22 protein-coding genes are annotated in these 22918 nt (G+C 42.7%); 6 read left to right on the forward strand and 16 right to left on the reverse strand.

What is annotated here, in order from left to right; translation table 11 throughout:
• Positions 1-191: 191 nt before the first annotated feature.
• Positions 192-2660 (forward strand): plasma-membrane proton-efflux P-type ATPase, encoded by a 2469-nt coding sequence (locus tag FTO70_RS10935; protein WP_255335849.1) that lies wholly within the window; start codon positions 192-194, stop codon positions 2658-2660.
• A 426-nt stretch (positions 2661-3086) separates the two neighbouring features.
• Here FTO70_RS10935 and FTO70_RS10940 read toward each other — a convergent pair whose 3' ends face one another.
• From FTO70_RS10940 to FTO70_RS10960, 5 genes are all read right to left on the reverse strand, one after another.
• A complete protein-coding gene (locus FTO70_RS10940) occupies positions 3087-3497 on the reverse strand; it encodes a PH domain-containing protein (protein ID WP_255335792.1) in 411 nt (136 codons plus the stop codon).
• 16 nt (positions 3498-3513) lie between these two features.
• Positions 3514-4641: a ThiF family adenylyltransferase gene (locus tag FTO70_RS10945; protein WP_255335793.1), complete on the reverse strand. Its 1128-nt coding sequence runs from the start codon at positions 4639-4641 to the stop codon at positions 3514-3516.
• Complete coding sequence (locus tag FTO70_RS10950; RefSeq protein WP_255335794.1) at positions 4642-5763, reverse strand: Mov34/MPN/PAD-1 family protein; 1122 nt, start codon at positions 5761-5763, stop codon at positions 4642-4644. It abuts the gene before it with no gap.
• A 10-nt stretch (positions 5764-5773) separates the two neighbouring features.
• A complete protein-coding gene (locus FTO70_RS10955) occupies positions 5774-6331 on the reverse strand; it encodes a hypothetical protein (RefSeq protein WP_255335795.1) in 558 nt (185 codons plus the stop codon).
• Between the two features lie 88 nt (positions 6332-6419).
• A complete protein-coding gene (locus tag FTO70_RS10960) occupies positions 6420-6563 on the reverse strand; it encodes a hypothetical protein (RefSeq protein ID WP_255335796.1) in 144 nt (47 codons plus the stop codon).
• Between the two features lie 920 nt (positions 6564-7483).
• On the opposite strand from FTO70_RS10960, the gene FTO70_RS10965 reads away from it, so the two are divergent.
• The 3 genes from FTO70_RS10965 to FTO70_RS10975 all read left to right on the forward strand — a co-directional run bounded on the left by FTO70_RS10965 (position 7484) and on the right by FTO70_RS10975 (position 9378).
• Positions 7484-7870: an SET domain-containing protein gene (locus FTO70_RS10965; protein ID WP_255335797.1), complete on the forward strand. Its 387-nt coding sequence runs from the start codon at positions 7484-7486 to the stop codon at positions 7868-7870.
• 206 nt (positions 7871-8076) lie between these two features.
• On the forward strand, positions 8077-8895 hold the full coding sequence (locus FTO70_RS10970) for a hypothetical protein (RefSeq protein WP_255335798.1): 819 nt from the start codon (positions 8077-8079) through the stop codon (positions 8893-8895).
• A gap of 102 nt (positions 8896-8997) precedes the next feature.
• Complete coding sequence (locus FTO70_RS10975) at positions 8998-9378, forward strand: metal-dependent hydrolase (RefSeq protein ID WP_255335799.1); 381 nt, start codon at positions 8998-9000, stop codon at positions 9376-9378.
• A 135-nt stretch (positions 9379-9513) separates the two neighbouring features.
• Here the strand turns inward: FTO70_RS10975 and FTO70_RS10980 are convergent, their stop codons facing one another.
• The 4 genes from FTO70_RS10980 to FTO70_RS10995 form a co-directional block, all read right to left on the reverse strand.
• On the reverse strand, positions 9514-10629 hold the full coding sequence (locus FTO70_RS10980) for a hypothetical protein (RefSeq protein ID WP_255335800.1): 1116 nt from the start codon (positions 10627-10629) through the stop codon (positions 9514-9516).
• Complete coding sequence (locus tag FTO70_RS10985; RefSeq protein ID WP_255335801.1) at positions 10626-11537, reverse strand: hypothetical protein; 912 nt, start codon at positions 11535-11537, stop codon at positions 10626-10628. The genes FTO70_RS10980 and FTO70_RS10985 overlap by 4 nt, the downstream gene beginning before the upstream one ends.
• A complete protein-coding gene (locus FTO70_RS10990; protein ID WP_255335802.1) occupies positions 11538-12221 on the reverse strand; it encodes a hypothetical protein in 684 nt (227 codons plus the stop codon).
• 413 nt (positions 12222-12634) lie between these two features.
• Positions 12635-13099, reverse strand: coding sequence for a pyridoxamine 5'-phosphate oxidase family protein (locus tag FTO70_RS10995; RefSeq protein ID WP_255335803.1), 465 nt, complete (start codon positions 13097-13099; stop codon positions 12635-12637).
• Positions 13100-13553: 454 nt separating this feature from the next.
• Here FTO70_RS10995 and FTO70_RS11000 point away from each other — a divergent pair, with 454 nt between their 5' ends.
• Complete coding sequence (locus tag FTO70_RS11000; protein WP_255335804.1) at positions 13554-15266, forward strand: thiamine pyrophosphate-binding protein; 1713 nt, start codon at positions 13554-13556, stop codon at positions 15264-15266.
• 396 nt (positions 15267-15662) lie between these two features.
• Here the strand turns inward: FTO70_RS11000 and FTO70_RS11005 are convergent, their stop codons facing one another.
• The 4 genes from FTO70_RS11005 to FTO70_RS11020 form a co-directional block, all read right to left on the reverse strand.
• Positions 15663-15929 (reverse strand): type II toxin-antitoxin system RelE/ParE family toxin, encoded by a 267-nt coding sequence (locus FTO70_RS11005; protein ID WP_255335805.1) that lies wholly within the window; start codon positions 15927-15929, stop codon positions 15663-15665.
• A 10-nt stretch (positions 15930-15939) separates the two neighbouring features.
• Positions 15940-16119, reverse strand: a complete 180-nt coding sequence (locus FTO70_RS11010; protein WP_255335806.1) for a hypothetical protein — start codon at positions 16117-16119, stop codon at positions 15940-15942.
• A 99-nt stretch (positions 16120-16218) separates the two neighbouring features.
• Positions 16219-17640, reverse strand: a complete 1422-nt coding sequence (locus tag FTO70_RS11015; RefSeq protein WP_255335807.1) for a phage tail sheath C-terminal domain-containing protein — start codon at positions 17638-17640, stop codon at positions 16219-16221.
• 60 nt (positions 17641-17700) lie between these two features.
• The gene (locus FTO70_RS11020) at positions 17701-18141 is read right to left on the reverse strand and encodes a phage baseplate assembly protein V (RefSeq protein ID WP_255335850.1); all 441 of its coding nucleotides are present in this window, start codon (positions 18139-18141) and stop codon (positions 17701-17703) included.
• Between FTO70_RS11020 and FTO70_RS11025 the strand changes: the two genes are divergently transcribed.
• Positions 18051-18314: a hypothetical protein gene (locus FTO70_RS11025; protein WP_255335852.1), complete on the forward strand. Its 264-nt coding sequence runs from the start codon at positions 18051-18053 to the stop codon at positions 18312-18314. The genes FTO70_RS11020 and FTO70_RS11025 overlap by 91 nt on opposite strands.
• Positions 18315-18437: 123 nt before the next feature.
• Here the strand turns inward: FTO70_RS11025 and FTO70_RS11030 are convergent, their stop codons facing one another.
• From FTO70_RS11030 to FTO70_RS11040, 3 genes are all read right to left on the reverse strand, one after another.
• A complete protein-coding gene (locus tag FTO70_RS11030; RefSeq protein WP_255335808.1) occupies positions 18438-18602 on the reverse strand; it encodes a hypothetical protein in 165 nt (54 codons plus the stop codon).
• A gap of 161 nt (positions 18603-18763) precedes the next feature.
• On the reverse strand, positions 18764-20386 hold the full coding sequence (locus FTO70_RS11035) for a VWA domain-containing protein (protein WP_255335809.1): 1623 nt from the start codon (positions 20384-20386) through the stop codon (positions 18764-18766).
• Positions 20387-20493: 107 nt separating this feature from the next.
• The gene (locus FTO70_RS11040) at positions 20494-22038 is read right to left on the reverse strand and encodes an AAA family ATPase (RefSeq protein ID WP_255335810.1); all 1545 of its coding nucleotides are present in this window, start codon (positions 22036-22038) and stop codon (positions 20494-20496) included.
• Between the last annotated feature and the right edge of the window lie 880 nt (positions 22039-22918).

Below are 22918 nucleotides of genomic sequence, written 5' to 3' on the forward strand. Positions count from 1 at the left end.
GAGAAAAGAATCTTTCTACCCAAGGGATTTAAGAAGGTAATTCGTCTTTTTTCCCATCCGGGTTGGGAACATGAAAGGGATAATGGGATAGATGCTTCTATAAAAGCTATAAGATAATAGAGTTGTATATTTAATTAGCTGGGGGAAAGGAAGGGGGACGTCCTATAGCTATCTTTCTTATTGAAAATATCATTAGTGCGGATGAAGCAAAAGAAGCATCTGTAGCTGACCTCATGGAGAAACTCAAGTCAGGTGAAGGCGGACTTGGTGCTGCAGAGGCAAAAGAAAGGCTTCAAAAATACGGACCCAATGAAATCACGGAAAAGAAAACCAGTGAGCTTGTCAAGTTTTTAGGCTATTTCTGGGGTCCCATCCCCTGGATGATCGAAATTGCAGCAGTCCTGTCGGCAGTCCTGCAACGGTGGGATGATTTTGCAATTATTCTTGCGCTGCTGCTGCTGAACGTCACGGTAGGCTTCTGGCAGGAGCACAAAGCCGATAATGCTATTGAATTATTGAAGCAGAAACTGGCTTTGAAAGCAAGGGTACTCCGCGACAGCAAATGGCTTGAAGTATCTGCCGGCGAAATAGTGCCCGGGGATGTGATTCGCCTCCGCCTGGGGGATATTTTCCCTGCGGATGTAAAACTCACGGCCGGGGATTACCTGCTGGTAGACGAGTCCGCATTAACCGGGGAATCTCTCCCTGTGGAAAAGCATGTGGCCGATGTTGCATACTCGGGCTCGGTTATCCGGCAGGGGGAAATGGATGCACTGGTGGTTGCAACCGGCATGAACACCTTCTTTGGCAGGACTGCAAAGCTGGTCGAAGAGGCTAAGACCCGGAGCCATTTCCAGAAGGCTGTCATCAAGATAGGGGATTACCTTATTGTTTTTGCCCTTATACTCGTTGCCTTTACTTTTCTTGTGGTGCTCTTCCGCCACGAAAGTTTGCTTGAATTTTTCCAGTTTGCGCTTGTCCTGCTTGTAGCAGCAATCCCGGCAGCTCTGCCTGCAGTTCTATCGGTGAGTATGGCAGTAGGTGCAATCACCCTGGCAGGAGACGGGGCTATCGTCAGTAAGCTTGCGGCTGTCGAGGAAATGGCGGGGATGGATATCCTGTGTTCGGATAAGACCGGGACCATTACCAAAAACGAGCTTGTCCTGACCGAAATAAACCCTTTTCAGGATTTTTCCGAAAACGATGTGCTTCTTTTTGCCAGCCTGGCTTCAAGGGAAGAGGACGGGGACCCGATTGATGATGCAATTCTTGCCGGAACAAAGACCCTGCAGGGTTTTTCCGGACTTGCCGGAAGCTACAGGGTACTTTCATTCAAGCCGTTTGACCCTGTTTCGAAAAGGACCGAAGCCACCGTCGAGGACTCTGCAGGCAACAGGTTTCTGGTAACAAAGGGGGCGCCCCAGGCAGTTTCGGCTCTCCTGGACGGTGAAGTTGCCACGGACAGTAAAGTTACTGTGGAAGGTGAGGATACACCCGAATCCCGGGTTGAGGAATTCGTTGACGAGTTTGCTTCCAGGGGGTACCGGGCTCTGGGGGTTGGAAAAACCGATGCCCGGGGGAACTGGCATTTTGCCGGGCTCCTTGCCCTCTACGACCCGCCCCGTGAGGATTCCGCAGAGACCATCAGGACTGCGCAGGCTATGGGCGTGGACGTAAAAATGATTACCGGAGACCACCTCGCGATTGCAAAGGAAATTTCCAGGCAGGTAAACTTAAAGCCGGACATCATGCTTGCAACGTCCTTTCTGGACCTGCCCGACCGAAAAGCAGAGGAAATAGTCGAAGCTGCGGACGGTTTTGCCCAGGTGTTCCCGGAGCATAAGTACCATATCGTGGAGTTGCTGCAGCACAGGGGCCACATCATAGGCATGACCGGAGACGGGGTCAATGACGCGCCAGCCCTGAAAAAAGCGGATGCAGGCATTGCTGTTGCAGGAGCCACGGATGCGGCCAGGTCCGCCGCTGACATCGTGCTGACAAAGCCCGGGCTTTCCGTCATCGTCAATGCGCTCAAGGAGAGCCGGAAGATCTTCCAGCGGATGAACAATTATGCCCTGTACCGCATTACCGAAACAAACCGGGTCCTGCTTTTCATAACGCTTTCAATCCTGGTGTTCAAGTTCTATCCCGTAACTTCCCTGATGATAGTTTTGCTGGCGCTTTTGAATGATGCCCCGATAATGACCATTGCTTATGATAATGTCAAATACTCCGACCTGCCGGAAAAATGGGACATGCGGACTTTGATGAGCATGGCAACCCTTCTCGGGGTTGTCGGGGTTATCAGTTCATTTGGAATCCTGTACATAGGCCTCCACGTTTTCCAGCTTTCCCATGAAGTCCTCCAGTCTTTCATATACCTCAAACTTTCCGTGGCTGGCCACTTAACAATATTTGTGGCAAGGACAAAGGGCTACTTCTGGTCGGTAAAGCCGGCCAAACCCTTATTTGCAGCAGTAATAGTTACACAGTTAATTGCCACGCTCATTACCGTGTATGGGTTCCTGCTTCCTGCAATGGGCTGGAAACTTGCCCTTTTTGTCTGGGGATATTCGTTGACTGCCTTTGTTATAACGGATTTTATCAAAGTCCGGGCTTACAGTTTGCTGAACCACACCGGGATAAAGTTTCATGTATAAGATGGGCTTCGGTTGCCCGTGAATCTCTCGAGAACCTTTCGGACGGAAATCTATAAGTATGTTACGGCTAGCCTTCAGGTATACTTATTGCCTACAAATTTTTTGTGTGTTTCCGTGGGTCATTGCCTGAAAATCGTCTTATAAAAACACGATTGGTGAATGATTGTTCATTTACAATTTTGCTGAAATCCAAAATGCTGGTTTAGCGGCTCTGTAGATATCTCCTATTTTTATGAAAATATACCTTGAAAGTATTTCAAGATTTTACTTGTTGTCAAAATGAGTATTTCCACAGAGCCAATATTTACCTATTATTTTATGGACACAGGTGGAAAATTCTAATAGTTTACAGTTGTAGATTTTTTATCCATTCCCATTTCTTTCTCAGTTAAGTTCAAATCCCCATATATCTTTTTTTACATTTTATTATGTCCTAACAGCAATTTCTTCCTGATTTCTCATATATATGTCCTCTGTAAACAAGCTTTTGTTTTTTAAAATGGACATAGGCATTACTGAATAATTGTTAACAAAGTTGTTTACTTTTTTCATTAAATCAGTGTAGTCATTTTTTGCTGCCCATGAAAAAACTATTAAGTTTGTTTTTCCTCTGAATATAAATTCACATCCAAAAATTCCTTTATGATAAAGGATATTGAGCATCTTAGAGTAAGGTAGATCTTGCATATAGTAGTTTCCAAATAAATTTTCAGAGAAAAACATCACTCTTTGATTTGTAAATACTAGGTATTTAGGCAAAATAGAGTATTTAGTTACTACTTTCACAACAACTTCGTTTATATATAAATTATCTCTTATCTTTTTATTATCTATCATATCATCTTGCCAAAATTTATGTGTAAAACTTACCTCTTACTTTACAATGGTCACAATTTTCACGATGTTTTGTCACTATCGAACGTGTAATTTGTAGAGGATGATCAAAAATCATTGCCAGTTCCCCTCCCATTCGCTTATCATTATTGTTGCAAACAAGCGTGAAATTTTTCAATGAATTAATCACTTTCGGTACATATTCGCTATCGTTTCTATTTAGTAAATCAACAATAATCTTCAATCCTATTATAGTAATAAAGTTAATATCTAACGAGATACCTGGTTCATATGCTATTTTTGCTTCGTCTTCTTCAAATGAATAAACGTGTCTATTCACAGACACTCGATTGCTTAATATATTTCTTTCACCAAAAACACAATTGTAACAAGCTGTTAATCCTGGTAGGGAATAAAATATTTCTCCTGCAAAAGCTCTTTCCCAGAAACCAATACTTACAAAAGGGATGTCTAAAAGCTGTGATATCCTATTAGCATACAAGTCACTTTCTCGATTGTCGGTGGCTCCAATTATTAATTCTATTCCTTTTTCACTGATATTTTTAAAGTCGTCTTCCGAAAGGCTTTGAATCCGAGATTTGAAAGTGGCAATTTTTGCAGACGAATTTATATTGTGGATAGCTTCTTCAACAGCGTTAACTTTGTATTTACCCACATCTTTAATCCCACATTGGTGACGACAAATATTGTGATAAGCTAAAATATCACTGTCGACTAATACGAAATTTCCAATACCCAATTTTGCCAGCTCAATTGCAATTAAACTCCCAACTGATCCACACCCTGCTATTAACACATTTTTTTTCAGGAATTTAGAACTTTCAATAATTCCTGTATTTCGAGAAAAAATATCATTAACAAGAGAATATGGTTCAATGTTGCAATCTTCATTAATACTAGTTTTGAATACTAGATCTCCATTTTCAGCATAAACACCATTTATTTGATGTGTTGTATTCACTGTAGTACTTTTTTCAATTGCACCTAAGTACTCTAGGCCATCTGTTTCAATACCTGTTATTACATTATATGAATTTGTGGATTTATTGTAATATCCATATAAATCATATGAATTCCTTTGTTCTATATATTTCAGAGGTAAGTAAATCGTCGGTTTAGGAAGCATTTATATTCCACTCCTTTTAGAATGGTCACAATATAGTGATTCAAATTCATCTAGTGTAATTTCTTTTTCTGTCCATGATTCATAAGATTTTATCCAATTAATTGCAAATGATAACGAATTCACGGCATTTTGAGAAACACTAAAATTATTTTCTTTGACATTTTTAACATCCTGCTGAATATAGAATTCGCCATTATCATCTTTTCTCAGGTAAGGAATATTATCTGTACTAATTATTTTTTCTGAATTTACTATATATCCTCTTATAGGATGTTCTCCATTTTCTTTTTGAGGGTAAAAATCTTGGTAAATAATTGCTAGGAGCCAATTATTTTTTTTTGGAGATTTGACGGTGCCTAGCCACATCATTTTTCCATCTGGTAAAGTTTCAAGTTCAAATTGTGGGAACAATCTTTCCATAAGTCTTTTCTCATATTTCAGTAACTCTGGAAAATCTTGATACCATAGACTATGCTTTTGTACTAGAAGTCCATTATTGCTTCTTTCTGTACATTTGGTTGGGAAAAATGAAAGGTTTACATCAATTGTTCTTGCAGCATAATTTTCATTTATTGTCTTATTATTCCCATTAATTGTTTCTAAAACTTCTTTGAGCGTAAATTCTTTTATATTAAACTTAGATAGCAATAATTCATGCTCCATTATTTCATAATTAATTTTACGATATTGATTATTTGCTTCAAAAAAGTACAGAGTAAACTTGAAATCAGGCATCATATTAACTAATGCAGAAATAATTCCTTCTGGAGAAATTTTTATGAAATTTGAAAACGTAGCTAAATCGGTGCCAGAAAAATCATTGAATGAATCTGGATGACGGTGCCACAAACCAAGTATTACAAGCGATCCGCCATATCTCCTTGCTATTTTGTTTGCTAAATGTGTTTGATATTCATGATCATATTCAAAATATGCTTGTGAAAAAAAAGATTTGGGTCCAGGATCAATAGTTTCAAGGACAATCCAGTAATTATTAATCTTTTTTCCTATAAAAAGTCCACCCGTTTCTGTGGATATTCTTTCTTTTGTTTCCAGCAAGATATCTGTAAATGCTCTTTTTGAGAAAATAATGTGATCTTCTCTCTTTTTTTTTAAATGCATGTGGAAACCTCTAATAATCGTGAGATGCAAATTCTCTTTCCGATATATCTCCATGTATCCAAGATTCAAATAAGAATATCCATTTGGATGCCCAACCTAATGCACTAACAGCAGTTGATGCTTCTAAAACCCTTCCTCTGTTGTCTCTTCTTGCAATAAAATTTTTTGGATCAACAGTACACAAATAATATATTCCTTCACTATCCCTTACGGTATGTGGTATTGTGCCATATTGAGCGATTATTTGGTTTAAATCTGGTTTAATCGCGTACACTTTTATTGATCCCCCATAATCATCATTATTTGGGTGATTATTTTCGTAAATCGCAGCAAGGGTCCATAAGACTCCTCTATTCGATTTTAGTGTACCATGCCACATAATTCTTCCATCTCCCACCTCTGCTAACTCAAACTGTGGAAAATTTCGAATCATTGCTTTTATTTCATAATCAAGCAATTGACGATTTGTGTCGTACCAATAAAAAGCAGCGAGTTCCCCTTTAGGTACTACTATCATCTTTTCTTTATCTTTTCTGCTTTGAACATAGCATACGCTACTTTTTGTCATATTACTGAATCCCCTAATACCAATATTCTGAGATTTATGTATCTAAATACTGTACTAATTATGACCTTATTGCAAAAAATAAAAAAATTTAGGCTAATTTACCTTCAGGTACTCTTATTCCTCTATCTCCTTCTTCAGCACTCCCAAGGCTCCCATCTGGCCTTGCAACTACATCTTCGCCATTTTTTAGATTTTCTCTTAGTTGCTTAAATCTATCAGTTACAACACTCATTATCTCACCTAATATTCTTTATGATGCTATTTGGAAGATTGCCTAATGAGATCGTTCCCGTTGAACTATATAGTCATTACCAACCTACTAACTCCAATGAAAGTAGGATTCAATCATACAAAAAGATTTTTAATTTAATTTAATTTAATTATTAATTGTAATACACAAGTATTATCAAATATCTTGTATATAGGCTCTTTAAAGTTAACAATATTTATATACAATTGACTAGATTTCGATTCAGAATCAAGAATCTCTTTTAACTCCCTGCTCATCCTTACATATTTTTCGGCTCTTCGCTGTTTTGTATGGGTTGAAAATAATTGCTTAGTTATAAAGTAGCCAGACCAAAGTTATAAACATCAAGCAAGAATGTGATTTTCAACAGCACAAGTTTCTAAATCTTATACATGTTACTTCGATATCTGAAACACCGAAACCACCCCCAAAGCCGTCCATTCTGACCTTTTATTTGTGAAGTAGGATATCTGGTGTGTGTAGTGTGAGATGGTCTATTTTTCTCGTCCGTTTTGTTGACTTTTAAGCGTGAATGATGTATTACCCTTACCTTTGACCTGATCGTGCGAAATTGGGCGGAAATTCTCAGTAGTGAAGTTGAAGCCTGGAAGCCTAGAAGCCCTTTTGCCCGGTTGCCTGTTGGATCATGTTGGGGTTTGCGTGGGTGTCGTGTGATAGCAACATAATACGAAAACGTTGCTGTTTTTGCTTCCTTGCCTTTCCAAAACGTCTATGATCTCTATATGGAATTAGTAAAAATAGCAACATTTTATGGTAAAAAGTTGTCTTCCATCGACAATCTCCTGAGAACCTTGCGGACGGAAACCTATAAATCCTTAGCCTTTGCCACATAATGGAATAATTAACAGGCAACGCAGAAGAAGTTACAGGAGCCTGATCTCATGTCACTGATAAGTGTTAAAGACGCACCCGGCAAAGGTAAAGGCGTATTTGCACAGAAAAATTTCGAAAAAGGCGAAATCATAGAAACCTGTCCCGTCATAGTCCTTCCCCCGGAAGAAGTAGATATTCTGGAACACACAAAGCTCTTCAATTACTACTTCGCCTGGGGTTCCGACTCAAGAGAAGCAGCGATTGCCCTGGGTTACGGGTCCTTATACAACCACTCGTACACCCCGAACGCAAAATACGAAAAAGACCTCAAAAACGGCCTTTTGAAATACGTCTGCATAAGAGACATCCAGCAAAATGAAGAAATCACAATAAACTACAACTGCGACCCGGAGGACAAAACACCTGTCTGGTTTGATGTTGCGAGCCAGAACTGATTTCCGGATCTTAATCAACCTTATAGTTTCCGTTTACCAGTTTCCTTTTGCCTTTATTTTTTTCTTTTTTCATAATCGGCTGGGTTTTTTTGCCGTGGGGAGAGTACTGCCCGCATCGGGGTTAATTTTAGTTACAAAAAGCCTCATTATAATTTAAGTCATAGATTCAGGTAAGGTTCCTGTTCATAATTCACTGGAGTTAAAAGTTGGAAAACACACTATTGACAATTCTGAAATTAAGCCTGTTCGAAACCTTCTACGTCACAGGCCTCCTGATCCTCATAGGCCTGGTCCTCGGCATTATCGGAAACAGGGCCAACTTCTACATCCAGAGGGTGTTCGGCTGGAAAGGCATCATGCTGACCGCCTGGATAGGCACCCCGGTCCACGAGCTCGGCCACCTGCTGATGTGTATTTTGTTCAGGCACAAGATCCAGGATTTCAAGCTGGTCGACCTGAAAGCCCGAAACGGAGTCCTGGGTTCGGTCCAGCACACCTGGAACCGGAAAAGCCTTTACCAGAATATTGGGAACTTTTTCATAGGCATGGGCCCGATCTTCAGCGGCACGGCTGCCCTGGTCCTGGGGATGTACCTGCTGCTTCCCGACTCTTTTGCCAGGTTTGGAAACTACCTTACTCTCGATACCGGCCAGCTTGATTCCGGCACACTGGTAAATATTTTCGTACTGACTGGCGAGCTCTTTGCCAGCATATTTTCTGCGGAAAACGTGGCTTCCCTCAATTTCTGGATCTATTTTGCCCTGGCAATCGGCATCTCCTCCCACATCGCTCTCAGCAAGGAGGACCTTAAAGGAGCTTCAAGGGGCCTGGTTACAATCTTCACCCTTATTTTCCTGATAAATCTGGTTGCCCTTGTCCTCAACGCCGACCTTTCCGGCTTCTTCATGGAGATCCTGGCCCTCAACGTTTACCTGCTGGCGTTCTCAATGGTTTCGATCGTTTTTTCTTCGATCAGGCTGGTTTTGAGCGCTTTTGCTTATTTTCTGGTCTACAAAGTCCCCTGATGTACGGCAATTTTTCCCTGAAATTGTTCCGCACTATTCAGGGCAGAATTATAATTCGGATGCAGCAAAAAGTAGAAAAGGGAAGGGTGAGTAAAAAGAGAATTGGGGGACATTATAGCGAGAAGGAAAACGCATCTGACCTTTGGAGTGCTGATTTCCTTAATTATCCTTTCGTACCTGATTTCAAAAGGCCTTGTCAGCAGTTTCTGGGTTCTAACGATTGCCCTGGCATCCTCGGCTGTCGGAGCCGTGCTGCCCGATGTGGTCGAGCGCCCGAAAAGCAGCCGCCACAGGAAGTTTTTCCATTCGGTCCTTTTCCTGGCGCTGGTATTGCTGTTCCTGGCTTACACCTACACAAGAATCCTGACTGCCGGCCTCGGGGATGAGGTCACTTTCGGTCTTTTCTTTGCAGGAGTGGGGTATGTTACTCACCTGCTGCTGGATGCACTGACGCCGGCGAGGCTTCCGGTGGTGGGGTTGTGATTAATTACGGTTTTATGCAATTCTATGGTTGGGATGTGGTTGTAAACTTGACAAGGAAATGTAAATACAAAGCTAGGTTTAGCAGGTTTGCAGACATGGAGGATTAAGATTCCAATTCTTCTTAATATTTATGGGTTATATAATTTGTTTAGACGATTCCAACCATTTTACTTTATATTCATAGAATTGTCTTGAGACAATGTTCCATATTTCTTTAAGAATACTTTGCTTATCACTTTCAGTTAAATGATCTGAGTCTAAATCATTGATGTCGCTTTTTGTAAGTACTTTTTCAAGAGTATCGGGCTCTTCATATTTTTTTACATCCCCCGATAATCCAATCTCAAATCTTCTCTTGTTACTTTTAGACAGTAGTTGAACAACAAATAAGCGACTTGATCTGCGATCGTGAAGAATTATGTTTGCACCCTCAAGGAAAGCACTACGTTTTTTAAGGTTTTCCAATATTTCGTTTATATCCATACGTTTTACTTCTTGGCTTCCTTTTAGATGGTTATCTTCGAAGGAATCAGATGTGTTCAGGTCATCTGCTTTATTCCGATTATATTTAATTATTCCTAGAACTTCATACTCTTTATCTAATACCTTCATAAGTTCTCTGAAGAACTCATGTCTTTTATCAGTCGTGGGAATTATAGACAAATCACTTTCAATAAGCTTCAATTTTAGATCTGAATCATTAGAAATAATGCTACTAAGGATGCCAAATACTACAGAATAGTCAGTATCACGATTCAGTATTAATGTAGCTATGAATGTATTTCCGATTTTTGAAATCTCAAAATTTGCTTCTCTTTTTACAGTTTCAAATATATTATAGCTAGTTACTTCATCAATAAAATATTCAATGTCTATACTTAATTTGTTAGGCTCTGGAACAATGTGAGTAATTTTGCTTTCTTTTATATCTCCAAATTCGTTACCTATGTGAGTGCTTAGATAATCATAGAGATTTTCCAGTGTAACATCAACGTCTGCTTCCAAAATGAATCCCGAAAGCTTTGGGAAAGCTTTTACACCTGTGTATTTCAATAAATTTTCTTGAGAATCAATGCCTATAAAAAAATTTGATGCAAGGCTGGCCATCGCGTCTTTTTCGTTTGCAAATGCAAAAACACCTCTCTCTTTAAAATACTCTTGAGCACTATGGAGCCTTATATGGTTGCTACTAAAGAAAAGCTGAAGAGTATGGTAGTCTTTAAATAAGCTATTTTCTTTAGTTCCACTCATTTAGTAAAAACTCCTGATATATCTAAAGATAGATTCATGTTGCTATCCAAACAATTTAAATTAATTTCCTTTTCAGCTCTTTTTTCCCATTCTACTTTGTATTGTTCATACAGAGATTTTTGTCTATAATCACCCTTTGCTAACAAGACCTCGAAAATATTGTGATTATATCTCCCGCAAAAATTTTCAACCAATTCAAGTGATTTTAAAGAGGGTTTGTCAAAAGAGATTGCATACTTTTTATCATCCAATTCAAATGGAATTATATCTGAAAATAGGTAAAACAATGATAATCTTTCATCCAGCTTCATCCATTGGTTGACATTATAATAAGGATAATAATATTTCAATGTAAGATTTTGAACATAGTCTCTTTTTAAATTTATAAAGGCACTTAATCTATCATTTGTTAGAATAAATATTGTTGGGAAATTATTCCCCTTTTTGGTCTCGATTATCTTATATTCTTTCAATACTTTTTGATATTTATCGAGATCAAACTCATGAAACCGATAACAAAGAATCCCATACTTAAAATAATGAATGTTATTCTTCTTTATTTTTTCATCATCACGTAATTCTTTCGACTTACTCGCGTTCTGTATTTTTTGCTTTAATGAGTCAATGTCTTTGGAAAGCCTACTTTTATTAAATAGAGTTGGATTATCAATCTTTTTACTTTCGATAATTATACCATGATTTCCTGATTCAAATGGTTCATATAGTTCATAAATGAAATCAAATCCCCTATTTTCCTCTTTATCATCATCAATCTTTAACAAGGATTTGACATCTACATTTTTATAAAGTAAATTCCATTTTACAAATTTTGAAAAAAAAGACTCTATTTCATTTTCGGTAAAAGAACCAAGTATATTTTTTCCTTCAGGGCCTTCCAGATTAACCATTTATAGATCTCCTGAATCGATGTGGTGAACAAAATGGATGATAATGTCGATGTTATCTTTTCTGCAGTTTTTAAATAGAAAGGATCCATTTTTGTGAATTGTAATAGATGAAGTATTTCCATCGTAACTTTCTAAGGATAATTTTATCTTTTCCACTTTTTTTCCATATTTAGCTATAACACTTAGAAGGATTTCTTTGTCTTTTATATTAGCAATATATTTACCCACCATCAAATCGCCATAATTAAATCCATTGATAACTGCTTGTTCACTTCTCACAATAAACTTTGAATTAGTTAACAAATTAAGTAATTTTTGAAAATCTATTTCCAGAACATAGAAAGATATTCCAAAGATATTCGAGAGCCTTTTCAAAAGAAAGTCACTTTGTTTTTTTCCTGAAAAAATAATCATCATTTTGTTTTCTAGGTCCAATTGGAAATTGGTTTCCCTAATTACTTTTTCTGTCCTTTTGCAGTATCCATTATTATATTCCCCATAGGTAATTGGAACTTCTCGTAAATATTGGAAACAAAATAACTTATCTGAATTGTTGCTTAATAACGAGAAACCTTCGTCTGAGATCAAAGGATTAAAGGGACTGTTTATTATTTGATTGACATCATCTGTATTAATTGATGATGCAATTTTGCTAACAGATGCTGATCGAAATCTGTACTCCATATGTTTTCCCCAAATTCCCTTAAATTTTCATAAATAATCATGGATTCTCTCTAACTGTATCTAAGTGTCGAAAGTCTAAATTCTAAATCAAAAATGGGTTTTCACTCATTTTGGTCAGATCTCAGATTTATTATATGTAAAAAGTTAGATGATTATAAATCTTTCTAAAATCTTGCATTGTATTATTAAATATAAATTTGTTATTCTATAATACCTCTTGACTCAATTTTTAATGAAACATTATTCTATATTTATAGGAAAGATGACTTTCAAATTGATGACTGATAGGAAATGAACAACAAGTTTGCATAACGTAGTCACAGTAAATATGAAGTTTATTCTGAAAGTGATAGTAAATGAGATTAATACCATTTTTTTGTAAAATTTTATCCGCCAATTAGCTTTTAGGTCATTTAGAACCCATATTCCTTCCCTGTCATCCTTTCAATCTCAATCTTAATCACACACAGCCTCTTTACTTTCTCCTCCTCAAACTCAAACGGCCCCTCTTTTCCGTAATGCTCCGAAAGCACGGTAAGCCCCTCTACTTTTTCATCGTATCCTTCCAGAATCTGAGCCCTCCCGTACCCGATAACGCTCCTGTAGCGGACGTTGTAGTTGCAGGGGTCGTCGGAGGTGATCACTTCGGTTTCGATGTCGGCCTCGAAGCAGACTTTGTTGTTCTTCCTGATAATGTCGATTTTCTTGCCGCTGGCAGAACCGTGGAGGTAGATTGCGTTGTCCTCATAGCCAAAGGATAGGGGGATGAGGTAGGGGTTGCCGGTTTCAGGGTCTGAGAGGGCGAGGCGGATGAACTTTGCTTTTGCGAGGATGGCTTCGATTTGCTGGGGGTCCTGGATCATTTTCTTGCTTCCCATGCTATTCACCTGGAAGAGATGGTTTGTGAATAAATTCTATAAAATTTACCAAACTGATAACTCTTCATTTTTATTTAAAACATTACATGTAAAACAATGTCAGATAAGATGAAACTTGAAAAAAAGACAATTTAGCTTGTATGGGGATGTTTATAAATAGTTCTTTTGAAACCTGTTTTTAATGACTGGCCTCCACGATCCGATGCTGAATGAATATACCGAAAAACCCATAGCAACCCTTAAATAGAACAATCTCCCTCCACTATTCTAATGTTAAGTTCTACCACAAACTACACGGAATCCAATTTACCCTTATCTGTAGTAGTTGCATTAGTGGTAGTACTATTCGCTTGAGCAAGAAAAAGAAACTATTCTGGCTCAAGTGTGCTGTTTTTGGTTATTATACTGAATAGTGCATCCTGTGCCAGTTTTGTTTCTTTCCGGGAGTTTTAAGATGAAAGAAATGAATGGAGCAGAAGTCCTGGTTAAGTGTCTGGAGGACCTTGGGGTCAAACACATCTTTGGCTATACGGGAGCAGCAATACTTCCGGTATTCCACGCCCTCAGGCACAGTGACATTGAGATTATAGTTAATTCCAACGAGCAATCGGCAGCATTCAGCGCAGCAGGTTATTCACGGTCAAGCAACCGGGTAGGAGTGGCCATAGTCACATCCGGGCCTGCCATAACTAACACGCTCACCAGCGTTGCCGATGCATTTGGGGACAGCATTCCCCTGCTTGTATTTGCGGGACAGGTCCCTGAGCATAAGATAGGCACCGACTCCTTCCAGCATATTAACGTCAAAGGTATCTTCAGGGATGCAGCCAAAAAGGTCATACAGCTCTCCAATGACGATGACATAGAAACCATAGTCAAGGATGCCTACTACTTTGCAAAGTCAGGAAAACCCGGGCCTGTAGTCATAGATTTCCCTCTTGATAAACAGATGAAAAACCATGATTACCATGGTATGGACGTCAAAAGGTTTGAGGGAAGTTATCACGATGACAGGCATCTGTCTGAAGAACAATGCCAAGCCTTTTTTAAGGTGTTGCTCAACTCCAGAAGACCTTTGCTCTATCTGGGAGGCGGCCTGAACTCGGAGGCCGGGAGCCAGGCTGTCAGGGAATTCAATGAGCTTTTCGGGATACCCTCTGTCAATACACTCATGGCAAAAGGCGTCGTTGACGAAAGGGATGAACTGAACCTGGGAATGCTGGGAATGTTCGGAACCCCTTATGCGAACATGCTCATACAAGAGAACGACTTCTTCTTCGCTATCGGGGTAAGGTGGGATGACCGGGTTGCGGAAAAGGTCGGGTTTGCAATAGGCACTGACATAGCTTACATTGATATCAATCCCGAGAAAATGCATCAGATAAAAATCGAGCGCAGTCCGAAATTCACATTCATAGGGGATGCCGCCACAGCGCTCTGCGACCTGCTGGACTATGCCAGGAAGCATGACATCCGTCTGGATATTCGGGAGTGGCAGATGCGTGCAAGAGGCCTGAAAAGGTCGTGGCCCCTGGATTACAACCGGACATCCGAATACATACAGGCTGCCGAGGTCATTTCAATGCTTGCAAGCTACGTTGACGGAAGCACAAAGATAAGCACCGGTGTGGGCAACCACCAGATGCTCGCAGCACAGTACCTGCCAATGCAGGGCCCTAAATCTTTCATGACTTCCGGTTCCTTCGGCACAATGGGCTTTTCCATGCCCACAGCAATCGGTGTCCATTATGCGAACCCGCATTCAGGAGTCATAGCAATCGATGGCGACGGCAGCCTGAGGATGAACCTGGGAGAACTGCATACCATCGCCTCGCTGGACCTTCCGATCAAGATACTCATGCTGAACAACAGAAGCGACGGTATGGTCCAGAACCTGCAGGATGCAGCTTATGAAGGAATACGTACAGGGACACAAAGGCCAAAAGATGTGCATTTTGCAGAGATTGCAAGGTCATTTGGCTTCAGTTATGCAGAGAGGGTAAGCAGCAGAAATGATTTGAAAGAGAAAATGGAAGCATTTATGAATGCAGACGGACCCTGCTTCCTGGAAGCTTGCACGGACAGGGAAGAGATCCTGTATCCGAAGGTTCCGGCAGGGGGATCTTATAAAGATATGATCCTGGGACCATACATTAAACAAATTTGAGTATCTCAAGAACTATGTTGTGGAATCGCAGATGTTGTGGAATCGCAGGGAAACCGAAAGCAGAGTTTCAATCCCGTACATTAAGGAAATCCGGGCAACGGCAACTCGAAGCCTTCCGAATCCCCGGGAAACCTGGCCCCCGGGAAACCTGGTGTGCTGCCCGGAAGAATCATTTTTTATAGGTAGTGGAACTTAAAATAAGAATGGAGTGATAACATGAACGCAAAGAAACTGATCAGTGCGGTCCTGTCCATTCTTATCGTTTTGCTGGCAATATACTTCTTGATAACGTACTTGCAGAATCCCTTCCGGTGAATGCTTCTCAGTGGCCGTTTTTGCAGTTTTCCTTAAACAGTTTTCTCTTTAAAGCAGGCATATTCAGGCAAAAATAGAATTTCACAATTCTCGATAGACAGACCGTCGATGTCTAATGTAGAAAATTGTTATGCACTTTGTTTCGTGGAGGACTTCATATACTATCCTGTAATCGCCAGCACGAATTCGATACAGGTGTTCAGAGCCGGTTAATTTTTTTGCGTCGTGAGGAATCGGCGTATCGGCTAGTTCCGCAATCTTTTCGAGTATCTGAGGAATTCTTTCCTCAGGTAATTTCTTTAAGTCTTTCTCTACGCTCTTCCTGAAAACTACGCTGTAGGCAGCCATTGTTCCAATGTTACAATTTCAATCTCTTTTTCATATCTTCAAGACTAAGGGTCTCCTCATCACGTCTTTCTGCAACGATGGCGAGGTCGTGGAGATCCTCCTTCATTTTTTCGTATTCATCAAGGGGAATAATAACTGCGATTTTATTTCCCTTTTCGTCAACCACATACTGTTCCTGTGAAGCGCCCATTTAAACACCGCGATAAAAGATTGTAGCCTTTTAAGTATAATACGGCTTTTAAGTATAATCCGTTTTTGTTCAGGAAATCCAACTCCACTAACTCCACAATTACTTAAGCTTAAAAGACTTCAGAGTTAAGCGTCCCGTATCTTTTCCGGGTATATTCAACTTTTCAGGTACAATTCCCTTATCCGGTACAGCTACTCTCTCCGGTGCAGTCACCTTCCCAGGTTCAGCTGCCCGGGTTTGGTTTTCCCCGGCTGCCTGCCGGATCCTGAGGATTACAAACTCAGCGGGTTTCACAGGGGCAAAACCCACCAGAATATTGACGGTTCCACTGTCTATGTCGGCCTGGGTAGTTGTTTCCCTGTCACATTTAATAAAATAGGAATCATCAGGTTTCGTTCCGGGAAAAGCGCCCTTACTGAATAGTTCGTACATGAAAGAGTCGGTGTTCAGGCGGAGCTGCGCCCAGAGGGTCTCGTTATTGAGTTCAAAAACAGCCCATTCTGTACCCCTGAAAACACTTTCTTCAATAAAGAGGGCAAAGCGGCGGACGGGGATGTATTTCCATTCACTGGAAGGGGCACCAGCTCCCTCAAGGGTACGGGCCCCCCAGATAACACAGCCTCTTGCCGGAAATATACGCAGGCAGTTGATCCCCAGCCTGTTCAGGTCTGCGTATTCGGCATCGTTAAGGGTGTAGCTGAACTGGATTACACCCGCCAGTTTTGCATCAAGGCCTGATGGCGCTTTCCAGACCCCGCGCTGCATGTCAGTTCTGGCAAAGACGCCTGCCACGGCTCCGCAGGGCGCAAACTCCTCTACAAGGTTATTTTTAAGGGGGTTTGCCAGCTTGATGCGCGGGAAAAAAAGCGCTGCATTCTTTTTGGAGGATGCCGGAATTGCAGGCTGCAGTTTATCCTCCAGATAGTCCTTTATCGATTCAGGGTCTCCGGCTTCTGCAGGAGGGTCTATAATAAGCATAGCCCTGCGTTTTTCGCAATAGGCTGCTGCCCTTGCAAAAGTCTCGGGATCGATGTCTTTCCCGAAACTCAGGGGAGGCAGGCAGAGCAGGTTGAAGATGTCGGTTTTTTCAAGGGTATAGATCCCTTTCCGGATATCCGGGCCGGGCGGCACCAGGTCTTCGTCGCGGAGGTCACCACCGTCATTTTCGGAACTGTCGCTTTCGAATTCGCTATTGCTTTCGGAAATGTCGCTTTCAGGCTCTCCTTTCCCAGGATAGGAAATCTCAGCAGTCCCTGTTCCTTTCACACGCACGATAACTGCTTCGTTTCCGCCATTGAGGAAATACTGCCATACTGCAAAACTCATCGTGCTCTTTTCCCAGAGCCCTCCGAAGATCTCTTCAAAGTCCCCGAAGCTGTGAATAAGAAGCGGTTCATCCGCAGGCCCTTTCCGGGCCCTGCCGACAAAAGCCGCAGTTGAGGTACTGACTCCTGTAATCGGGCGGGCACGCGCGGAAATTTCCTCTACATATACCCCCGGTTGCCTAATCGTAAATGGCATTACGTATCCCCTTTTTGGAATATTTATCCTCATTATGTGTCCCCCGTTGAAAACCGGACATCAGATTCCATCCAGCACCCTGCCATTGACAGAAACTTTCTTTCCTTCCAGCCTGATGCTGCCTTCTCCGCTGGAAAGCTCTATTCCGGCCGGGCTGAGCACGATTTTCACGCCTTCTGAAGTTTCGAGGGTAATTCCCCCTCTCCCGGACGTATCTTCAAGGGTGATTGCGGTTTCAGTGGTCCTGAAAACCTTCTTTTCAGGCCTGGAGTCCGGAACTTCTCCTTCTTCCCAGAAACAGCCGCACCAGATGGGGCGATTGGGGTTCCCCTCTTCAAATTCAACCCAGACATTTGCACCGATGGGCGGAAGGGCAAAAAACCCGACATCTGCTCCCGCATAAGGCACACATGGCATTGCCCAGTTCCTGCGGCTTTCTTCAGGAATTGCGGGAACAGTTACAAGGAGCCTGCCAATTCCCAGAGGATCCAGATGGTCCAGGACTTTTCCCCGGTATTTTCCTAAAAAAAGATCAACTGGTTTATCGATTAATTTATCAACTGATTTATCAACTGATTTATCAACTGATTTATCAACTGATTTATCAACTGATTTATCAACCGGTGTATCTGTTTTTCTTTTTCCAGATGGTGCCGGTAATATTTTTGCTTTAATCTGAGAAACCATAACTATTTACAGCATCTTTAAGTTTAACAAGTTTTCCGGAATACGGTATGCTACAGCATGTGCATTCGGCTTACCTTATGGGGTTTCTTGCTTTATTTTATGTAAAAAGTTCAGAGCTCGGGATATTCAGTAAATTCCCTGGGCTTGCGGTCCGCTGAGCTGTAAACCACATGGATGACTTTGCCGTCCAGAGTCCGATTGGTCTGTTCAATGCAGTAGCTTTCCACGTTCCCGATATAAATACCTCCGATAACCACATTTTCTCCGACAGTCATGGCAACCCGGCTGTCCTCGATGCCTGCAACCTTTCCCCTGTAGTTGCTGATGGGAGCTGTTTCTTCGGTATAAGAAAGGCCTGTCCGGAATATGCATGGAATGGAAATTAATGATTAAATTCCGGAGAAAGTGATATGGAAAAAGCACTTTTAAGCAATATTCACCTAATTTCCGGCTCATCATCCTTAGTTTTCACTTCAACCAGCCTCACAACCCCGCCTCCTCCTTCCCTCCCCATTTCCATCTCTACAAGGTAGGTGTAATCCGAAATTCCTTCAAGCCCTCCGGCCCCCGAAGCTCCCACTATCAGCGAATAGATCTTTGCGTTGTATTTTTTCTTTGCCTCCTCCCAGCGGGCAAGCACAAGTTCGTCGGAGACTTCGGACTTTCCGTCCGTGATAAAGAGCAGATCTGCGCCCCGAAAGTCTTTTTCTTTCAGGGACTTCAACCCGGAAGCAAGCGCCGTGTTAAAGTCTGTCCCGCCCCCGAAGGTGTAGAGGAGGAAGTTCAGGAACTTTTCCGACATCCGCTTCCTGCTGCTGAGTTCGATTTCCAGGTGCTGGGTCGTGGAGGCGAAGAGGATGATTTTCATATCCCGTTTCTGGGTGAGCATCCTTTTTGCTATCGCAAGGACCGCGGACTTGGCAAGGGTCTGGGGGGCTCCGTGCATGGAACCCGAGGTATCCACCAGGGCGATAAGGGGCCCTTTCGGCTTTATGCGGGGCGGGCCTGTAAAGTGCTTGCCAAGCAGCTGGTAGCTGAGGAGCCTTCCTTCCAGCATGTCTGCGTAGAACTTCCGTTTCAGGGTCGGGTTCAGGAGTTTTGCGGCTTCCATGGGGAGAAGGTTGTTCAGGGAATTCGAGAAGCGGACGGTCTGGATCCGGTTTTTCCCGAAGGGAGAGTAGCGTATGCGGTCTGCAGGGGGGTCAAACTCCCTTCTTCCGATGAAGTCCACGATTCGTCTCAGGTCAGGGTTTTCTTCGAAAAAAGTTGAGAAGCGCCTTACCATTTTCAGGTGGACGTAGAAAGGCTCTTTTTTAAGCTCCTTTAAGGAATAGCTCCAGTTCCTGCCCGGAAAGAGGAGGGCAAGGAGGTCGAAAAGGTCCAGGTTTTCTTCCATTTCCGAGATGAATTCGTCCATCCTGCGGTAGAGCCCTTCCAGCATCCCGTCCAGGAAAGCCTGGTATCCGTCCATCTGCATAAAGTTCAGGACAGCTTCGCAAAGAGCCATCCGTTCAGAATTCGCCGGCTGAAGAGGCTGGCCAGCCCCTCCCTCAAGTCCTTCCTGGGGGCGATTTCCCCAGTGGAGGAGGGTTTCTTTAAGGATCTTTTCGAATTCCAGGAGGACAGCTTCCATTTCAGCCCCGATTTCCCGGGTAGAAGAATCAGATGATGCCGAAAAACGTTCCATCACATCGTATACCGGGGGGAGGAGCAGCTTCAGGCAGGCAACCCCGGCCCCGGGACTTTTTTTCGCGATTTTTCGGAGTTTCGGCCAGGGTTTTGAGTTTTTAAGGGTCAGGAAAACAGGGTAAAATGCCCCGAAATGCCCGACGAATTTCCCAGGGTCTTTTATTTCGTAAGGCTGCCCGAAGAGGATTTCCTGGGTGATTACTTCAGCAATCTTTTCCCTCAGGGAGCGGGGAATAGTCCTCGGAAATGCAACCGTGCTCCTGAGTTCGCCTTCCAGCAGGGACGTGGTCTGCTTACGGACGGTAAGGGAGCCGTGCCAGGGCCTGTTCCTGGAAAAAAAAGAGTAGACCTCCGGAGAGGTGCTGTCCATATTGTTCAGGGAACCGGCCGAATCTTCCGTATCAACACCTCACTTTCATACTGTGTTATCTATTAGGCTGTGGTTATTCTACTATTTGCGGTTCATTTTGCTCTGATTCACCTGAGCTTGAACCTGGACCCCAGCCCTTTCATAAAACCGCTGCCATTGCTGCCCGAATCCTGAACCGGGATCTTTGCTTCCTCTTTTCCGGGCCGTGGGGTTCCGGACTGCGGCGGCTGGTCCTGCATCCCCGAAACAGGTATCCCTAACAGGGCCCGGATTTCTCCTGTAAGGGCCTCGATTTCGGAAACCTCTGCAGTCCGGGTATCGTGCAGGAGGAGGGCCTCGTTCCTGTCAAGGGTAGAAAGCCAGATATTTGCCTCCATCAGGTCCCTGAGAAGTTCCCTTTCTTCATCCAGCCGCTGTTTTACCTGCCTTACCCGGCTTTCAAGGGACCGGAATTCCGTTCCGAAAACGTCCCTCTGGGCTGGAGGGAGTGTGTTTTTCCTGCCCGAAGCTGCCTGGAGGGAGTCAATTTCCCTGACAAGGTTCTCATACGGGTAGATTCTGGAGTCCCCTTCCCTTTTGAGGGTATAACTGTGGTTTGGGTACGTGTTGTGGTGCGCTTCGATTTCCTGCCTGAGCCGGAATTCTTCCCCGCAGCTGTCGCAGGCGGCTCCGAGGGGGAGTTCGTTTTTCAGGGCGATGCTTAAGGCAGCCTTGAGGTCCTCTGCGTCCTGGCGGAGCTTTTCCGGGCTGACCCCGCCCGAGACCACAAGTTCGAAAACCGTTTTCCGGATGGTTTCCCTCTCCTCCGGCAGGTTCCAGAGCATGTGCTGGAGCAGCAGAGCCATCGTTCGGTCCACAGCCGGGCACCCGCTGCTGCAGGCTGCAACTTTCAGGACCCCGACGACCCTTTTCCAGCGCCTGTCCGAAATTTCGATTTCCTGCAGCTGGAGGTTCCTCCGGAGTTCGGTTATGATCAGCTCGACGTCCGGGTCAACAGGCACTGACCTTGCGGCCTCCCTGAGTTTTTCGATTTCGGACACCGGGACCTGTACTTCCGGCGTGAAGTCTTCTGGAGTGCGGAAAAGGAGGTTCCTGAAGTTTTCGTCGTCCTGGATGTAGGCAAGCCTGTACCTGAAGAGGAAGCGGTCATAAAGGGCTTCAAGGCTTTCATCTTCTTCCGGAAGCTCATTGGATGCCCCGAATACCGAGAGCAGGGGCACTTCCACAATTTCCCTGCCATTATGGTATTTGCGCTCGTTAAGGATGGTCAGGAGACTGTTGAGAATCGCGCTGCTGGCCTTGAAGATCTCGTCCAGCAAAGCGACGTGGGCGGTCGGGAGGCAGCCGTCGATTCTCCTCCTGAATTCGTCTTCTTCCAGGGCTTTTAGGGAGAGGGGGCCGAAGATCTCTTCAGGGGTGGAAAAGCTGGTCAGGAGGTAATTGAAGAAATTCCCGCCCTCAATCGACTGGCAGATGTTTTTGGCAAGCTGGGTCTTTGCAGTCCCGGGGGGCCCCAGGAAGAGCAGGTTTTCCCCTGAAAGAACGGCAAGAAGGGAGCCGTTTATTTCGGCTTCACGCTCTTTGAAGTATTCCGTGAATGCGGATTTGATTTCGAGAAGAGTTTCTTTCAGGTTTTTGCCTCCCGGATGCAAGCCATTTGTAAACTAAAATTAATTTTTCGCGGCAATTTTTCTAAAGTCTTTAGCATGATTCTATTTTAAACCTTCCAATTCTGTTTTTCGTTTCGGGAAATTATTGCCCCTGCAACCGTACCTCGTTAGTTCTCTTCGTTTTTACATGGTTATTTACATGTCATTTTTTATTCAGTTGAGCAAAAAACCTTTTTCGATTTGCGTTTCAGGTAACGACGCTCTCACCGGTTAGCTTACTGACCGGCCTTTTCCATAAAATGCATATGTGTAAGCAAAAGAGTAGCAAAATTACTGAAAAGTGTAGTGTGAGAACTGAATAAGTATACTGAGGGCTTAAAGAGGGCATTGCGATGACCTAATAGGGCATTGTGGTGACTGTGAAGGACATTTCGATGACCTAAAAGGGCATTGGGATGACTGTGAAGGGCATTGAGATGATGGAATTAATATTTCCGAAAAAACAGGGAATAAATTTGAAATTAGTGCTCCAATCCTCAAAAACCGGGAAATATTCTTTTTAAGATCTCTTTTCATTTCTTTTTGGGCAGGCGCCGCCAGGCAAGTTGGCGGAGTTTTTCCTCTTACACCTGGACTGAAAAACGGTTTCCGGGGTCAAAGGAAGTATTATTTGTCAGGGCAGGTTTCGGGAGTAATATTAACCGAGAATAATGGACCACCAAGGGTAAAATGACCAATAAAAGTAGATGGAAAGTTTTTTCTTAACATCCAGAGTAAATTACCCTTTGTTGACTATATTTTAACAAACGTGTCTATAATATGAAAAAACTTAAGTACAATGCTCCGGTATTTTCTAATGTCTACAATCTTAAAGAAATTACTATTGTATCAATTTAAAATTGCGTTAAATGGAAATCGTGCA

Origin of the sequence: Methanosarcina sp. KYL-1 (assembly GCF_024372725.1) — an archaeon.
Classification (GTDB): Archaea; Halobacteriota; Methanosarcinia; order Methanosarcinales; family Methanosarcinaceae; genus Methanosarcina.

What these genes read in the sequence shown, in the direction of transcription:
- FTO70_RS10940 (WP_255335792.1), bottom strand. Translation starts at nt 3,497, where the DNA reads ATGATAGATAATAAAAAGATAAGAGATAATTTATATATAAACGAAGTT.
- FTO70_RS10945 (WP_255335793.1), bottom strand. Translation starts at nt 4,641, where the DNA reads ATGCTTCCTAAACCGACGATTTACTTACCTCTGAAATATATAGAACAA.
- FTO70_RS10950 (WP_255335794.1), bottom strand. Translation starts at nt 5,763, where the DNA reads ATGCATTTAAAAAAAAAGAGAGAAGATCACATTATTTTCTCAAAAAGA.
- FTO70_RS10955 (WP_255335795.1), bottom strand. Translation starts at nt 6,331, where the DNA reads ATGACAAAAAGTAGCGTATGCTATGTTCAAAGCAGAAAAGATAAAGAA.
- FTO70_RS10960 (WP_255335796.1), bottom strand. Translation starts at nt 6,563, where the DNA reads ATGAGTGTTGTAACTGATAGATTTAAGCAACTAAGAGAAAATCTAAAA.
- FTO70_RS10965 (WP_255335797.1), top strand. Translation starts at nt 7,484, where the DNA reads ATGTCACTGATAAGTGTTAAAGACGCACCCGGCAAAGGTAAAGGCGTA.
- FTO70_RS10980 (WP_255335800.1), bottom strand. Translation starts at nt 10,629, where the DNA reads ATGAGTGGAACTAAAGAAAATAGCTTATTTAAAGACTACCATACTCTT.
- FTO70_RS10985 (WP_255335801.1), bottom strand. Translation starts at nt 11,537, where the DNA reads ATGGTTAATCTGGAAGGCCCTGAAGGAAAAAATATACTTGGTTCTTTT.
- FTO70_RS10990 (WP_255335802.1), bottom strand. Translation starts at nt 12,221, where the DNA reads ATGGAGTACAGATTTCGATCAGCATCTGTTAGCAAAATTGCATCATCA.
- FTO70_RS10995 (WP_255335803.1), bottom strand. Translation starts at nt 13,099, where the DNA reads ATGGGAAGCAAGAAAATGATCCAGGACCCCCAGCAAATCGAAGCCATC.
- FTO70_RS11000 (WP_255335804.1), top strand. Translation starts at nt 13,554, where the DNA reads ATGAAAGAAATGAATGGAGCAGAAGTCCTGGTTAAGTGTCTGGAGGAC.
- FTO70_RS11005 (WP_255335805.1), bottom strand. Translation starts at nt 15,929, where the DNA reads ATGGCTGCCTACAGCGTAGTTTTCAGGAAGAGCGTAGAGAAAGACTTA.
- FTO70_RS11010 (WP_255335806.1), bottom strand. Translation starts at nt 16,119, where the DNA reads ATGGGCGCTTCACAGGAACAGTATGTGGTTGACGAAAAGGGAAATAAA.
- FTO70_RS11015 (WP_255335807.1), bottom strand. Translation starts at nt 17,640, where the DNA reads ATGCCATTTACGATTAGGCAACCGGGGGTATATGTAGAGGAAATTTCC.
- FTO70_RS11025 (WP_255335852.1), top strand. Translation starts at nt 18,051, where the DNA reads ATGGCATTGCCCAGTTCCTGCGGCTTTCTTCAGGAATTGCGGGAACAG.
- FTO70_RS11030 (WP_255335808.1), bottom strand. Translation starts at nt 18,602, where the DNA reads ATGACTGTCGGAGAAAATGTGGTTATCGGAGGTATTTATATCGGGAAC.
- FTO70_RS11035 (WP_255335809.1), bottom strand. Translation starts at nt 20,386, where the DNA reads ATGGACAGCACCTCTCCGGAGGTCTACTCTTTTTTTTCCAGGAACAGG.